This window comes from Sinorhizobium sp. CB7 (assembly GCF_041357635.1).
Taxonomy (GTDB): domain Bacteria; phylum Pseudomonadota; class Alphaproteobacteria; order Rhizobiales; family Rhizobiaceae; genus Rhizobium.
This window is the reverse complement of the sequence record NZ_JAULLL010000002.1, coordinates 141,736-157,210: the sequence shown is the minus strand read 5'-3', so window position 1 is coordinate 157,210 and position 15,475 is coordinate 141,736. Positions and strand designations below refer to the sequence as shown.

At 59.3% G+C, this 15,475-nt stretch carries 13 protein-coding genes and 1 other RNA gene; 6 read left to right on the top strand and 8 right to left on the bottom strand.

From position 1 onward, the window contains the following. Window positions 1-53 precede the first annotated feature (53 nt). The gene (miaA, locus tag AAE029_RS04895; protein WP_371071683.1) at window positions 54-953 is read right to left on the bottom strand and encodes a tRNA (adenosine(37)-N6)-dimethylallyltransferase MiaA; all 900 of its coding nucleotides are present in this window, start codon (window positions 951-953) and stop codon (window positions 54-56) included. Between miaA and serB the strand changes: the two genes are divergently transcribed. Together serB and AAE029_RS04885 are read left to right on the top strand one after the other, a co-directional pair. Next, window positions 952-1,851, top strand: a complete 900-nt coding sequence (serB, locus tag AAE029_RS04890) for a phosphoserine phosphatase SerB (protein WP_371072096.1) — start codon at window positions 952-954, stop codon at window positions 1,849-1,851. The two genes, miaA and serB, sit on opposite strands and share 2 nt — an antisense overlap. Beyond that, window positions 1,848-2,420, top strand: coding sequence for a GNAT family N-acetyltransferase (locus tag AAE029_RS04885; RefSeq protein WP_371071682.1), 573 nt, complete (start codon window positions 1,848-1,850; stop codon window positions 2,418-2,420). Before serB ends, AAE029_RS04885 begins: the two co-directional genes overlap by 4 nt. Before the next feature lie 4 nt (window positions 2,421-2,424). Here the strand turns inward: AAE029_RS04885 and AAE029_RS04880 are convergent, their stop codons facing one another. The 5 genes from AAE029_RS04880 to AAE029_RS04860 all read right to left on the bottom strand — a co-directional run bounded on the left by AAE029_RS04880 (window position 2,425) and on the right by AAE029_RS04860 (window position 8,323). After that, entirely contained in the window at window positions 2,425-4,146 is a 1,722-nt protein-coding gene (locus tag AAE029_RS04880; RefSeq protein WP_371071681.1) for a Do family serine endopeptidase, read from the bottom strand. Between the two features lie 652 nt (window positions 4,147-4,798). Then, entirely contained in the window at window positions 4,799-5,761 is a 963-nt protein-coding gene (gene hflC, locus AAE029_RS04875; protein WP_371071680.1) for a protease modulator HflC, read from the bottom strand. Between the two features lie 2 nt (window positions 5,762-5,763). Next, window positions 5,764-6,846, bottom strand: coding sequence for an FtsH protease activity modulator HflK (gene hflK / locus AAE029_RS04870; RefSeq protein WP_371071679.1), 1,083 nt, complete (start codon window positions 6,844-6,846; stop codon window positions 5,764-5,766). 150 nt (window positions 6,847-6,996) lie between these two features. After that, window positions 6,997-7,515: a dihydrofolate reductase gene (locus tag AAE029_RS04865; RefSeq protein WP_371071678.1), complete on the bottom strand. Its 519-nt coding sequence runs from the start codon at window positions 7,513-7,515 to the stop codon at window positions 6,997-6,999. Between the two features lie 13 nt (window positions 7,516-7,528). After that, window positions 7,529-8,323: a thymidylate synthase gene (locus AAE029_RS04860; protein ID WP_371071677.1), complete on the bottom strand. Its 795-nt coding sequence runs from the start codon at window positions 8,321-8,323 to the stop codon at window positions 7,529-7,531. A gap of 148 nt (window positions 8,324-8,471) precedes the next feature. Between AAE029_RS04860 and ssrA the strand changes: the two genes are divergently transcribed. From ssrA to AAE029_RS04840, 4 genes are all read left to right on the top strand, one after another. After that, window positions 8,472-8,831: a transfer-messenger RNA gene (gene ssrA, locus AAE029_RS04855) on the top strand. 122 nt (window positions 8,832-8,953) lie between these two features. After that, on the top strand, window positions 8,954-9,460 hold the full coding sequence (locus AAE029_RS04850) for an SspB family protein (RefSeq protein WP_371071676.1): 507 nt from the start codon (window positions 8,954-8,956) through the stop codon (window positions 9,458-9,460). A gap of 43 nt (window positions 9,461-9,503) precedes the next feature. After that, complete coding sequence (locus AAE029_RS04845) at window positions 9,504-9,701, top strand: DUF4169 family protein (RefSeq protein WP_371071675.1); 198 nt, start codon at window positions 9,504-9,506, stop codon at window positions 9,699-9,701. Window positions 9,702-9,743: 42 nt separating this feature from the next. Next, window positions 9,744-9,965: a ribbon-helix-helix domain-containing protein gene (locus tag AAE029_RS04840; RefSeq protein ID WP_371071674.1), complete on the top strand. Its 222-nt coding sequence runs from the start codon at window positions 9,744-9,746 to the stop codon at window positions 9,963-9,965. A gap of 133 nt (window positions 9,966-10,098) precedes the next feature. Here the strand turns inward: AAE029_RS04840 and AAE029_RS04835 are convergent, their stop codons facing one another. After that, a complete protein-coding gene (locus tag AAE029_RS04835; RefSeq protein ID WP_371071673.1) occupies window positions 10,099-13,875 on the bottom strand; it encodes an AsmA family protein in 3,777 nt (1,258 codons plus the stop codon). A gap of 86 nt (window positions 13,876-13,961) precedes the next feature. After that, entirely contained in the window at window positions 13,962-15,374 is a 1,413-nt protein-coding gene (locus AAE029_RS04830; protein WP_371071672.1) for an FAD-binding oxidoreductase, read from the bottom strand. Between the last annotated feature and the right edge of the window lie 101 nt (window positions 15,375-15,475).

Genomic DNA, 15,475 nt, shown 5'->3' with positions numbered 1-15,475 from the left:
TGAAAACAATAGTCTAAAGCCTGTCGCGTGAATCTCTTTTCATGCGAGGGGCTTTAACTCGACAAACGGCGCTCCCAGCTTTCGTCCATCTGGTTGCGGAACCAGGTCATCTGCCGCTTTGCATATTGCCGGGTCGCTGCCGCACCGGCTTCGAGCACATCCTCGCGCGTCATTTCTCCACGCAGCATGGCGGCAATCTGTGAGACGCCGATCGCCTTCATCAACGGCATCTCCGGCGGCAGTTTGAGCGCGAGCAAAGCTTTGACCTCGTCTTCGGCTCCTTCCGCCAGCATCTTCTCGAAACGGCTGTTGATCCGTTGATGCAGGATGGCCCTATCGGGCAGCACGACGGTTTTCTTTGCTCGCGCGGGATCGATGATGACCGGCCCAGACCCATCCTGAAAGTGGCCGATCGAACGCCCGGTCGCTTCGAACACCTCAAGTGCCCGCACGATCCGCTGTCCATCCTGCGGATTGAGGCTTTCCGCAATCGCGGAATCGACTTCCTGCAGTTGCGCGTGCAGTGCTTCCGGACCCACCTGCTGCAGTTGGAGACGCAGCTTGCGGCGAACTTCTTCCGGTATGGGCGGCATCTCAGACAGACCGCCGGTCAGCGCCTTGAAATAAAGCCCTGTTCCGCCGACGAAGACCGGCACTTTTCCCTGGGCTCGCAGCCGCGGCAAAAGCGTTGCGACGTCCCGCAGCCACGCACCCGTGGAATAGGCCTGCCCTGCCGGAACGTAACCATAGAGATAATGGGGAAGGCCCTGCATATCCTCATCGGAAGGCCGGGCCGTCAGCACGCGCAGCGTGTCATAGACCTGCATGCTATCCGCATTGATGACGACACCACCAAACTCTCGCGCCATTTCGACCGCCAGGGCGGACTTGCCGCTGGCGGTAGGCCCGGTTATCAGGATTGCATTCATGTCGTTCACAGGGTTTTCCATCATGGCTTTCGTTGCCACGCTTATTGCCAATCCGTCAAATCCCGTTCTCATCCCCGAGATAGCCGAGCGCGCGGCTGAGGCAGTGAAGGCATCGGGCCTTTACTGGCTGGCTGATGGCATCGCCTGCGATATTGCCCTCCGTGACGATGCCGATCCGAGGGCGGCGGAGGCCAATATGCTCGCTGTGATCGGCAGCAGCGCAATTGACCTCGTCATCCAGGAAGCGGAGAGCCGTCGCAAGAAACTGCTTCTTGCCGACATGGATTCGACCATGATCGGTCAGGAATGCATCGATGAACTGGCTGCCGAAGTGGGCTTGAAGGAGAAAGTGGCAGCCATAACCGCGCGCGCGATGAACGGTGAGGTCGCCTTCGAACCGGCGCTCAGGGAACGGGTCGCCCTGCTGAAAGGGCTGCCGCTTTCGGTCGTGGACGAAGTGATTGCGAAACGCATTACCTTGACCCCTGGCGGACCGGAACTGATCGCGACCATGAATGCCAAAGGCTATTACACCGCCCTCGTCTCCGGCGGCTTCACCGTCTTTACAAGCCGCGTCGCGGCGGTTCTTGGTTTTCACGAAAACCGTGCCAATATTCTCATTGAGGAGAGTGGTCTGCTGACGGGCCATGTTGCCGAACCAATCCTCGGCAAGCAGGCCAAGGTCGATGCTCTCAACGATATTTGCAAGAGGCTTGGCATCTCCACGGAAGAGGCGATCGCCGTCGGCGATGGCGCCAATGACCTCGGCATGCTGCATCTGGCGGGGTCCGGTGTTGCCCTTCACGCCAAGCCAAGTGTTGCGGCTGAGGCGAAAATGCGCATCGACCATGGCGATCTGACCGCGCTTCTCTATATCCAGGGCTACCGCAAGACCGATTTCGTCACAATGAGCAATTCATGATCATTCTCGAAAGCGAGCGCCTCATCATCGGTAACTGGAACGACAGGGATCGCGACCTCTTCTTCGAGATCAATTCCGATGACCGCGTCATGGAGTTCTACCCGATGCGGCGCAACCGGGAGGAAGCAGATCTCCTTTTCGACCGAGTCCGAAGCATGATCGCCGAAACCAACCTCGGACTCTATGCACTTGAACTCAAGGACAGCGGCGAGACGATCGGCTACGGAAGCTTAGCGCCGGCAAATCTCGAACCATATTTGCCTGAAGGCACGGTGGAGGTCGGCTGGCGGCTTGCTACGCGCTTCTGGGGACGAGGCCTGGTCACCGAAGCCGGTAGGGCGTTACTGCGTCACGGGTTCACTATGCTGAATCTCGATGAAATCGTGTCGTTCGCTGTCTACAACAATCACCGCTCGATCGCGGTGATGGAACGCATAGGCCTTCTACGAGACGAAGCCGGAGATTTCGATCATCCTCGCGTACCGGATACGCACCCGCATCTGAAGCGGCACGTGCTCTACCGGCTTACCCGCGCCAGTTGGCTGCGGCAAACGCCAGAGCCCGTTTAGCCACCTACTCCATCGGAACTGCGATGAAGCGCAGGTCGCCATTCGCCGATGCGATCATCATCTGCGCGTTACGGCGTCCCTCCTGCTTTAGGGACTTGACCTTGGCCGAGACGGCACTTGGGCTCTGCATGAATTCCTGCGCAACTTCAACGATGACGTCACCGGCCTTGAGCCCCTTTTCCGCCGCCGCGGATCCCGGCGTCACCTCGGCGACAAGAACGCCGTCGACGCTGTCGGCAATGCCGAAGACTTTCCGGGTTTCCGCACTCAGCATCTCGAGCGTCAGCCCGAGGACGTTGCTGTTCTTCGTGGCGTCGGGTCCAGGAGCCTGCTGCTGATCCTGCGAACTTTGACCCTGTTGGCCCTGACCCTGCTGGCTATGATCGTCCGGGGCCTGCTGGCCTTGATCGCCAGTATCCGGTTGATCCATATCGTTGTTTTCGCCTTCGTCTGGAACGATGACATCACCGCCATCATCGGGCGACGATTCGTCCTGCGATCCCTCAGCGGCCTGATCATTATCCTCGAGGCGGCCAAGTGTAGCCTTGACCGTGATCTCCTTGCCGTCGCGGAGCAGGACGACATCCACTTCCTTCCCGACCGGACTCTCGGCGACCACACGCGGCAGATCGCGCATTTCGTTCACTGCCTTGCCGTCGAACTTGAGAATGACATCGCCGGGCTTGATCGAGCCGTTATCCACCGGTCCGCCCTTGATGACGCCGGCAACGAGCGCACCTCTTGCCGTATCGAGACCCAGGCTGTCTGCGACGTCGTCGGTAACCGGCTGAATGCGCACGCCGAGCCAGCCGCGCCGCGTCTCGCCAAACTCCATAAGTTGCTTGACGACGTTTTCAGCAAGCTCGGCAGGGACGGAAAAACCGATGCCGATGGAACCGCCGGAGGGTGAGATAATTGCAGTATTGATGCCGATCACCTCTCCCTTCATGTTGAAGAGAGGACCGCCGGAATTGCCCTTGTTGATCGCAGCATCCGTCTGGATGAAATTGTCGTAGGGGCCGGCATTGATGTTGCGTCCGCGCGCCGAAATGATGCCGACGGTCACCGTGCCGCCGAGACCGAAGGGATTGCCGACGGCCATCACCCAGTCGCCGATGCGCATGACGCTCGAATCACCGAACTTGACCGCTTTCAACGGCTGCTTCGGCTCGACCTTCAGCACAGAAAGGTCGGTCTTCGTATCTGTGCCGACAAGCTTGGCTTTCAACCTCATCCCATTCGGGAAGATCGCTTCGATATCGTCGGCGCCTTCAATGACGTGGTTGTTGGTGACGATATAGCCCGAGGAGTCGATGACGAAACCCGAACCGAGGGAATTGACGTTATGATTGCTGCGCCCTTCCCGCTGGCCCTTGAAGAAGTCGTCGAAGAACTCCTGGAATGGTGATCCTTCCGGAATACGCGGCGCTGGCCCGTTGCCCTCGTCATCCTTCACCTTTTGCGAGGTCGAGATATTGACCACCGCATCGAGCAGGCCCGCCGCCAGATCTGCAACGGAAGCGGGACCGTTCGGGATGCCTGGAGCGGGTATAGCCGGTGTCGGCGCAGACAAGGCAGGAGCCTGTGGCGTCGGGGGCACGGGCAATGCCTGTGACGGTGTGGCCGGCGCAGGCGCGGCGGGTGCCGCAGCGGAATCTGTCGGAGCGGGCGCGGACTGCTCTGAAGCGGCCGGTGCAGCCGGCTCAGGCGGAGCCGGCGCCGTCAAGGCGGGTTCCTGAGGTGTCGGGGGTGCGCTCAATGCCTGTGACGGCGTGGTTGTCGCAGGCGCGGCAGGTGCCGCAGTAGAATCTGTCGGAGCGGGCGCGGACTGCTCTGAAGCGGCCGGTGCAGTCGGCTCAGGCAGTGCTGGTGCCGGCGCCGTCAAGGCGGGCTCCTGAGGTATCGGAGACGCGGACAATGCCTGCGATGGCGCAGCTGGCGCGGGCGCAGCCGGTGCCGCAGTGGAATCTGTCGGAGCGGGCGCGGACTGCTCCGAAGCGGCCGGTGCAGCCGGCTCAGGCAGTGCTGGTGCCGACATATCCTGCGCCCGCACGGTCTCGTTCAGCGTGGTGCATGTGAGAAATGCCACGCTGGCCAGCAAGGCAAGTGACCGTCTAAAAGGCGGGCGATTGGTGGGGGCCATCAGCATCCTCGTATTTTATGAGATTTGCACAGTCTGCACCAGCATAAGGCGGAATGATGGACGGTGAAATCACCTTTTCGCGAATTCCCGATTGATCGACGTGACATCCACACCAATCCCGTCACGCCTCGCATCGGCATAACGTAGACAATGGCCGCAGGCTGAAGCGTCATTCCGCCAAGTGGCGACCGGGAACGGTTATCAGTCCCCGGTGCCGTTGCTTGTCGGTCCGCGATCAGTTCGCCGGAGCGGCAGGGGCAGGACCTGCCGGACCCGCAGGTGCGCCCGTGGCTCCGGGCGCACCCGCAGTCGGATTGGCGTCGTTTCGGGTGTCGAAGTAGCGGAAGAATTCCGAATTCGGCGACATCACCAGCGTCGTGTCGGGCGAATTCAGTGCTGTCGTATAGGCACTCATCGACCGATAGAACGCGAAGAATCCCGGATCGCGTTGGAATGCATCGGCGAAGATGCGGTTGCGCTCAGCATCACCCTGACCACGCAGGATCTCTGCGTCACGCTGGGCGCCCGCAACGAGCTCGACCACCTGACGGTCGGCGATTGCCCGACGGCGCTGGCCCTCTTCCGTACCCTGAGCCCGCAGGAGTTCGGCTTCGGCCAAACGTTCGGCGCGCATGCGGTTAAAGGTCCGCTCGGAGACATCCTGCGTCAGATCGGTGCGACTGATGCGGACATCATCAAGCGTGATGCCGAGCGTCTCGGCGTCGCCCTTCAGATCGTCCCGTACTTCCATCATCATGGAGGCACGCTCCTGCGAAAGTGCCGCCTCGATGCTGCGCACGCCATAGACCCTGCGCAAAGAGGAATCGAGACGTGTGCGAAGCCGTGCTTCGGCAGCCTCTCGGTCCCCGGAAACCGTTTCCCTGAACCGGCGTGCGTCACTGATGTGATAGATGATGAAGGCGTTGACTTCATAGAACGCGCCGCCGGAGACCTGCACGCGGATATTGTCGAGGTCGAAACGCAGTGCCTGCTTTTCGACATACTGCACCCGGTCCGCATCCATGAACGCGAACGGCAGCTTGAAATAGATGCCCGGGGAGGTTCTGACCGCCTGTATCTGACCGAAACGAACCACGATCGCCTGCTCACGTGCATTGACGACATATATGGACGAATAGGCGACGATCAGGATGACCGCCAGAGCAACAAGGAAAACGGGAAGCCTATTGGATATCATGATCAACCTCCCTGCTGCTGCGTCTGCTGGGCCGGCTTGCCGATCTCGTTGAGCGGCAGATAGGGAACGACGCCCTGCTTTTCGTCTATGATGACCTTCTTTGAGCCCTTCAACACCTGCTCCATGGTTTCGAGGAACATGCGTTTGCGGGTCACGTCGGGCGCCTTCGTGTATTCGTCATAGATTGAGACGAAGCGCTGGGCTTCACCGTCCGCTTCCTTGACTACGCGATCCTTGTAGGCCGCCGCCGCTTCACGAATCTGGGCCGCGTCGCCGCGCGCCTGACCAAGCTTCTGATTGGCATATTGATTGGCCTCTTCCACGAGCCGCTGCTTGTCCTGATCCGCGCGCTGGACCTCTTCGAACGCGTCGGCCACCTCACGCGGCGGAGCCACGTCTTCGATCGTCACACGGTTGATCGTAATCCCGGCGCCGTAACGGTCCATGGTGTCTTGAATAATGTTGCGCACCTCGGTCTCGATGGGACCACGGTTGTCGCGAAACGCATCCTGGGCCGGTCGCCGGCCGACGATCTCGCGCATGGCACTTTCAGAAACCTGCTGCAGGGTCTCTGCGGGATTCTCGAGCCGGAACAGGTAGGACTTCGGATCAGTGACCATATAGAGCACCGCGAACTGAACGTTCACAATGTTCTGGTCGCCGGATAGCATCAGACCGCTAGCCGCGTTGCTGGCATTGCGTCCGCCGATACTCTGCTGCTGCTCCGTGACCTTGACGATCTCAACGGTGTCCATCGGCCAGAGATGAAAATGCAGACCGGGCATGGAGACCTCGTCTCTGGGGCTCCCGAAGCGCAGTTCCACACCGCGCTCGTCCGGCTGCACGGTATAGATGCACTGGATGAGCCAGAAGACCAGAATGACCGCCGCAACAATCAGGAAGACGCCGCCGTTGAAGCCCCCCGGCACGACGTTCTTCAATTGATCCTGACCGCGGCGGATGATCTCTTCCAGATCGGGTGGCCCGCCCTTGCCCCGCGGCCGGTTGGGTCCCTGTCCCCAAGGTCCCTGATTATTACCGCCGCCGCCCCAGGGGCCGCCGCCATTTTGATTACTCCAAGGCATCAAAACCTCTTATCGTTGACTTTCGCAATCACTGGAGCGGCGCGTGGGGGCTACGAGCCGATGTGATCGTCCCTCCTTATAGGTATCGGCGCACCCGCTTTCAACGCAGCGTGAGAAACTTCGCGTGATTTACTGGAAAATAGTTGATTTTTAGGCGTTCACGCGACGGTAAGTAACGAAGCGGGTGGCATAGTTATCCTTCTCCCCCGCCGCCACTTGAAGCTCTTCTGTCGGCAGCCAGATCATTGGATCGATGTACGGGAAGGTGGTATCGCCGTCGATATCCGCCTCGATATGCGTCACATGGAGCTGATCGGCGAAGTCCATCGCCTGACGGAAGATCTCGCCGCCGCCGATGATGCAGATTTCGTCCGCACCGGTCTCCTTCGCAAGGCCACTCGCAATATCCACTGCGCCAGAAAGCGAGTGAGTTACCCGGACGCCTTCCGGCACAAAGCTCGCGTCCCGGGTGATCACGATGTTCGGCCTGCCCGGCAGAGCCTTGCCGATGGATTCAAACGTCTTGCGTCCCATGACGACGGGCTTGCCCAGCGTCAGCGCCTTGAAACGCTTGAGATCGGAGGAGAGCCGCCAGGGCAAGCCGCCGTCTCGGCCAATGATGCCGTTGTGCGACATGGCGACGACAATGGTCTTCGTGATGCTGGCCATCCCTGCTCCGCCGTTACACCGCGATCGGTGCTTTGATAGTGGCATCCGGATCGTAACCCTGCAAATCAAAGTCCTCATATCTGAAGGAGAAGATGTCCTTCACATCGGGATTGATCCTCATTCGCGGCAAGGGCTTCGGAGTGCGCGTGAGTTGCAGCTTCGCCTGTTCGAAATGGTTGTGGTAAATATGCGCATCGCCGAGCGTATGCACGAAATCGCCGGCCCTAAGACCGGTTACCTGTGCCACCATCATCGTCAGCAAGGCATAGGAAGCAATGTTGAAGGGCACACCCAGGAAGATATCCGCAGATCGCTGATAGAGCTGGCACGACAGCCTGTCATGGGCAACGTAGAACTGGAAAAGGCAGTGGCATGGCGGCAGTGCCATGTCGTCTACCTCGGCCGGGTTCCATGCGCTGACAATATGACGCCGCGAATTCGGGCTCTTTCGGATTCCCTCGACCAGTTTGGCGATCTGGTCGATGTGACGCCCGTCGGGACCTGGCCAGGAGCGCCACTGCGCGCCGTAGACCGGACCGAGATCACCGTTTTCATCGGCCCATTCGTCCCATATGGAAACCCCGTTTTCCCTTAGATAGGCAATATTGGTATCGCCCTTCAGGAACCAGAGGAGTTCATGAATGATGGACCTGAGATGCAGCTTCTTTGTGGTCAGAACGGGAAAGCCATCATCCAGATCGAAGCGCATTTGATAACCGAAAACCGAGCGCGTCCCGGTGCCCGTGCGGTCACCACGGTCGCTCCCGTTTTCCATCACATGGTTCAAAAGGTCCAGATATTGCTTCATCGCATCCACCGCTGATTCTGATCCATCAGATATTTAAGGCCGGAAAAACTTAAAACCAACCGAACGAACGGGTAATCCCGGGCTTTCTGGGGAGCGTTGCCGAATTCTGTCGCAATTGACCCGTCCGGCCAGCGCTTTTATGACGAATGCCCTTTTCATTACAATTGGAAAACACTATATCAGCACTGCCGGTCCTCGGAGCGGCTATGGCAATAAACGGGCGATGAAATAAACCTATTGGACCCGGGGGCGGTACCCGGCGCCTCCACCAAAAACCGATCTGTCTGATCGGCTTTTGATGGGGGCGAAACAGGATCGACAAGGGTGTAAAGATCGACTTTTTGCTCGGCATTGTACCACCGTTATCGGGCTAAAATTGTAGTTGCAAACGACAACTATGCGGAAGCTCGTCTCGCTGCCTAATGGCGGTGTGATGCTTCAATCAAAGTCCTGACGGTTCGCACCGGCAGGCGGGGTTCGAAGGCACCTGGCAACAGAAGCCTTCACCTTCTCCCTCTTTCATAAATCATGTATGATCGCCTATCGTGACTCGTGCGACAGGGGTTTCCCTGAGCCGGACTGCATGGCATATAACCTTGTAAATACAAGGCCAACGAAAGACAGGAAAGCATGGCGCAAGACCATATCCGCTACGATATTTTGGCACAGGACGCGCTACGCGGGGTTATCCGTAAGGTTTTGACCGAGGTTGCTACCACCGGCCGCCTGCCCGGTGATCACCATTTCTTCATCACCTTCCTGACGGGCGCACCCGGCGTGCGAATATCGCAGCACCTGAAATCGAAATATCCGGAGCAGATGACCATCGTCATCCAGCATCAGTTCTGGGACCTGAAAATCACCGAGACCCATTTCGAGATCGGCCTCTCCTTCTCGGATGTTCCTGAAAAGCTGGTTATTCCCTTCAACGCCATTCGTGGATTCTACGATCCGTCCGTAAATTTCGAACTTGAATTCGACGTGCCGCTCGCCAGCGACGAAGAAATTCCCGCCGCGGAGATTACCGCCTATCCGGTCGCCGTGTCCGACGAACCCGCAGAAGACAAGAAGACCGACGGCGATGACAAGAAGGCTGGTTCGGTCGTTTCTCTGGACGCTTTCCGCAAGAAGCAGTGACATGAAGGAAGCATCGCTTCCTTCTTAATTCGTGGGAGGAATCATGACCGCCGACATCGTCAATCTGCGCGAATTCCGCAAGAAACAGGCGCGTGCCGAGAAGGAAAAACTGGCGGAACAAAATCGCATCAGCTTTGGCCGCACCAAGGTTGAAAAGAAGCTGACCAGGACGTTGAACGAGAAGGCGAAGAAAGCGCTCGACCAGGGTCGGATCGGCGAAGACAAGAAGGACAATGAGTGACGGCATTGCCGCCTCACCTGAGATCCATCCAAGCCGTTTGCGATGATCCGTAAACATTCCGCCACATTACATGGACATCGCACCAGCTTTTCGCTGGAAGACGCGTTCTGGGACGAGTTGAAAGCAATTGCCGAGGCGCGGCGCATTTCGCTCGCCGCGCTGATTTCTGAAATTGACGACGGGCGTGGGCCGGGAAGCAATCTTTCTTCGGCGCTAAGGCTGCACGTGCTGGCATGGATCAAGGATCAGCGTCAGCCGTCCTGAGCGCTCGCCCTATCCGGACACCTACAGCGCCGTGCGTCTTTTCAGACGCACAAAGGACGCTGTAGTACTTTGAATTGCTGCATGTTCTTATCCTTAAATCGGTTCCGACCTAAGGAAACATGCAGTAGCCCTTCTACTGTATCCCCCTCGGTAGGAGATCGAAATTCAACCCACCGCCGGAGGGCGGCGGCAGATCGCCACGTATGACTTCATCACGGCGTCCGGCAGGCGGATTGTTGCCAATATCGCGCTGCTGCTCCTGGCGACGTGCCTCCGCCTCGGCCTGAGCTTTTGCTCTTGCCTCCGCCTCAGCTTGGGCTTTTGCCCTTGCCTCCGCTTCGGCCTTTCTCTGTTCCGCGGCTTGGATGGCGAGCGCCCTCAGACGCAATTCCTCGGCCTCACGCTGACGCTCGATCTCTGCTGCACTCAGACGCGCGGCCTGACGTTGGGCGTCATTGAACTTGTAGAGTGCCACCTCCCGGCGAAGACGCTGCTTCTCCAGAACACTCGACTGAAGTCGCTCGACGCGACGCCGTTCCCGCTCAAATGCCCGCAATGACAGGAAGCTGGTGATATCAGCTACGTCCATGGTCCTGCCCGGCGTCTTGAGCGGCCCTTTGAAATCCAGGCGCAAAGCCGGTTCGGCACCTGCAAGCGCTTCCTTGCCTGGTATCAGGCTCACTCCAAGCGATCCTTGCAGCCGCTGGTTCGGCAGATCTATCACCGCATTGCCGGAAAGACTCGCGAGATCATTACCGGTGCTGATGTTCTGCATCCGCAGCTCGCCGTCGGCGATGTTGAACGGGATTGTAAGCGGGCCTAACGCCGCCTCGCCGTTGTTGAGGAGCGTCTCTATGATCGGCCGCACTTTCTGTGCGGTAATCTCCCCCTCCATCTGGTCCGTTGCCGCCAGCAGCGGCATCAGCACAGCCAGATTGAGCCCGCGAACATTCGTCTGCCCGAACTGCAATTCACCGGAGCCGTTCAGCACTCCAGCAATCTCGCTCATGGTCTTGCCGCTCGCTTCCGCAGACAGCGAGAGCCCGAAACGCCCGCCGGCAATTGGCGCGCCGTCACGCTGCCAGGAAATCGCCGCAATATCAGCATCGGTCAATGCAAGCTTTGTCTGGAAAAATCCTGTTCCATCCGCGTTACTCAGCAGGAGGTTGCCGCTGAGCTTGCCGCCGTCCCAGCCGCCGCTCATGTCGTTGAGCTGCAGTTCCTCACCCCTGTAGACGACATTGGCCGCGAAATCCGAAACCGGACCGGAGATTACCGGCCAGAATTCCTTCGCCGAAAGCTTGAGGTTGACATCTATGTCCTTGAAGACCGGCAGACCTAGCGCCGCGGTGGTGAAATGACCCGTCCCCGCATCGGTTATCGGTCCATAAATCGCCTCGCCGACCCAACCGAGATCCGCCTTTCCGAGCGTCAGTTCGCCGGCAGCCTTAATATTGGGCGCCAGACGATCAACGGTGAGTTCTCCGGAGAACGGATCGTCGGCGGCCTGCCCCTTGATGTCGCTAAGAACGATCTTGCCGGCATCCACGGCCGCATTGGCCTGCAGTTTCACCGGCAGCCCCGTCCCCTCCTGCGGCAATCCAATCCCGTTCATGACAAGATAAGGGTTGAGATCGGCGCTCTCCAGCGAAAGAGCGATCTGCCCGTTCATGAAGGCATCGGGTCTTACATCCACCTTGCCGTTCGCGGTAAATGAAGTGCGATCGGTTGCAAAAGTCAGCGCGGCATCGGCCGGATCCGATCCGTCCGCCTGGACCTTCAGCGTCAGACGGCCATTGGCATCGGCCGACACGGGCAGAGGATCGAGACCTGCCTGGCCGAACAGAATTGATGTGACGGAATTTTCGAGTGTCGCCTCGAGGCTGACAGTCCCCTTGTCCATGAGACCAAAGAGATCCGACATCCGGTAGTCGAGGTTGACGCGACTGCCATTGGAAACGCCTGCGAGTGTAACGCTCAGCCCATTACCCTGATCGCCCCCGATCGTCAGAGCGCCGCGCAGCGCCGTGTTGCCGTACCAGGCCGCATTACGCACCAGCCTGTCTATGACAGGATGATGGGGCAGATGCTCGCGAAGCATGGTGAAGAACGATCCCGGGTCTGCCGATTTGAATGTGATTTCGCCCGAGCCCCGGTAATCGAGCAATGAACCTTCCGTCCGCCCTGTCGCCGTCAACTCAGCGCCAGCGAGGTTGCGGATGGATAGCCGGTCGATCGACAATCCTCCGTCCGTGATCGAGAAAGCGGTTTCGACATTTTCGGCCTCGACGCCGAAGGCCGTGAACTTACCCGCCCTGAATTGCGCGGCGATCTTATGGTCGAGAATATTGTCGCCCGCTTCCTGGCCGGTAACAAGCCCCGCCAGTGCCCGCAGCGCATCGAGCTCCAGCTCGTCTCCGCTGAGATCGACCGACAAGGTTGGCGTCTGGTTCGAGACCGACTGCCGCTCGAGCCGGCCTTTCAAGGTCGCTGCGCCGACGGCAACCTCCAGGTTTTCGAACCGCTGCAGATCATGCGTCAGGTTCACACTCGCAGAGAAGCCGGCAGCGTTCAGTTTGCGGATCGCGGGATCGACGGAACCGGCAAGCCAGGAGGCCAAGCCGGATGGCTGGTTGGACGCCACCACGATATTGCCGGCAAACGAGGGATCACCCTTGAGGTTCAGTTTGCCGGTGGCCTCGACCTGGGTTCGTCCCGGTAATGTGCCGACCGCATTGTCGATGGCCCATCCTGTCCCTGCAGGTTGCAGATCGAGCCGGACGTCACGGATTGTGGTATCGCCGGCAACGATAGCAGGCAGCTTAAGGCTCGCCCTGCCCGGCACCTGCGGGATTGGAATGGTGGCCGCGATCGAGATCAGAGAATTCAGCCGCTGGCGTGCCGAGACAGCCGGGTCACGCGTCGTCTTGCCGTTTGCCCCCTGATTGCCAATTCGATTGACATCGATCTGCTGTCCCTCGGCGGTCAAAAGGAATTCCTGCTGACTGCCGGTATCGAGTGTCGCTTCACCGGTGACCACGTAGGGGTCCTCCGCCGCGCCGACCTCGAGCCTATACTCGGGAACGCGTATCCGGTCGTTGGTAAGCTCGAACCGACCCTTCACACGGGGCTCGGCTGCCTTCTGCTCCGAGGATTTGTCTTGCCCGTCCTTATTGACCATGTTCGCCGTGAACAGGCCCTGATAGTTCGGTCTGCTGTCGACCAGCTTCAGTTCGCCATCGAGATCGATATTGAGCGGATGGCTGTCGGGAACGAGCCGGGTGCGAACGCGCAAGACGCCCTTCTCGTCGGGCTGGCCGCTGGAAATGGTGAAATTGCCATGCTCTCCGTCAAGGGCCGCATCCCCGTCGATCCGCCAGGGACCTGCCAGCGATTTTGCCGACATCTCGGCATTCAGCCCCGTCACACGGCGGCTACGTCCTGATTGCTCATCGATGAACTGCACCTCACCGCCGCTGACATGCACATTTTCCAGCACCACGGTCTTGGCGGGGATCTCCGCGCGGCTACCGCGGGTCCAGTCGAGCGTACCGTCCTTCAGCAGCCTCAGGCGCACCTTCGGGTTGACGATCCGCATGTCGAAGATAAGGGCCTCGCCACTCAGGAAAGGCGCCAGCTCGGCATCCATCGAGAATTGCTCGATCTTGACCAGCGGCGTTCCATCCGGCTCCTGGCCGACACGCACGTCATGGAGTGTGACCGACGGAAAGGGAAGCAATCGGGCATCCACTGTGCCGTGCACCATCACCTTTTTGCCGATGATGCGGCTCGCCTGATCCTCGAAATTCTTGCGGAAGTCAGTCCAGTCGATGAAAAGCGGGGCAAGCAGCGCCACAAAGAGCACCACAACCAGCAGTCCGCCCAGAAAGACCAGAAATCGTCCTAACAACCCGTGTATTCTCCTTTCGCCGTCCCGTGACGACACTACCTCTATTCGTGTGCGTAGCAAGCCAAGATCATGGCAATATTCATTTTTCAGCTCATCCGGAAGATCTTGCCTGGATTGAATATTCCGTCTGGATCGAGTGCCTTCTTCACCTGGCGCATCAGATCGACGGCGTCGCCGAGCTCTTGCTCCAGAAACGATATCTTGCCTTGACCGATGCCATGCTCACCCGTGCAGGTTCCTTCCATCGCCAGCGCCCTCGCATTCAGGCGGCTGACGAACGCTTCGGCCGTCGCAACACCCTCCGGCGTCTTGTCGTCGAACAGCAGTAACACATGGAAATTGCCGTCGCCGGCATGGCCCACGATAGGCGCCAGCAGCCCATGCGTCTCGATATCGGCCTGTGTTTCGGCCACGCACTCGGCAAGCTGCGATATCGGCACACAGACATCCGTCGAAAGCGCTGCAAGATCCGGAGCCAGCGCTCGCGACGCCCAATAGGCGTCGTGGCGTGCCTTCCAGAGTCTGCTGCGCTCCTCAGCATTGGTGGTCCAGAGAAAATTCCCGCCACCGCATTCGGCCGCTATATCGGCGAACTGTGCCGATTGAAGGGCAACCGTTTCGTCCGTTCCATGAAATTCCAGAAAAAGTGTCGGCTGCACGTCATAGGTCAGCCCGGAATATTCGTTGCAGGCCCGCATCTGCACGGCGTCCAGCAGTTCGATGCGCGCCACGGGGACACCCATCTGGATCGTCAGGATGACTGCGTCACACGCCGCCTTGACACTCGGAAAGGCGCAGACACCGCCGGCGATCTTCTGGGGAATGCCCTGAAGCCTGAGCGTAACCGAAGTCAGGACGCCCAATGTTCCTTCCGCCCCTACGAAAAGCCGCGTGAGATCATATCCCGCCGATGATTTACGCGCACGACGCCCAGTTCGGATCTCCTCACCATTCGCCGTCACCGCCGTCACGGCCAGCACGTTATCCTTCATTGTGCCGTAGCGGACCGCATTGGTGCCGGAGGCCCGCGTCGAAGCCATTCCGCCGATGGAAGCGTTGGCGCCGGGGTCAATCGGAAAGAACAGGCCGGTGTCGCGCAAATAGGTATTCAATTGTTCACGCGTAACGCCCGGCTCGACGATACAGTCGAGATCCTCGACATTGACTTCGAGAATCCGGTTCATCCGACTGAAATCAATTGAAATTCCGCCGCTTGGAGCGTTGGTGTGGCCTTCGAGCGACGAGCCGGTCCCGAAGGGAATAACCGGAACCTTGTGCTCTGCACAGAGCTTGACGACCGCCTTCACATCCTCGCCGCTCTCGGCGAAGATCACGCCATCAGGCAGTTGTGCGGGAATATAGGTTGTCGTGTGCGCATGCTGGGCGCGAAAGGATTCACCCGTCTGAAACCTTTCGCCGAACGTCTGCTTGAGGACGCCAAGCACCGCCGCGACGCCAGCTTCGTTGCGCTTGCCGACCTTCGCATCCGATAAGGGCATGCCACTGATCTCCCATCATTTTATTCCAGCGGCGCACCGCCCCGCCCCGGTTCTATGGGGCAAGGGGGCTGCGCTGTCCAGTGGGAGAATTTCGGTTGCCC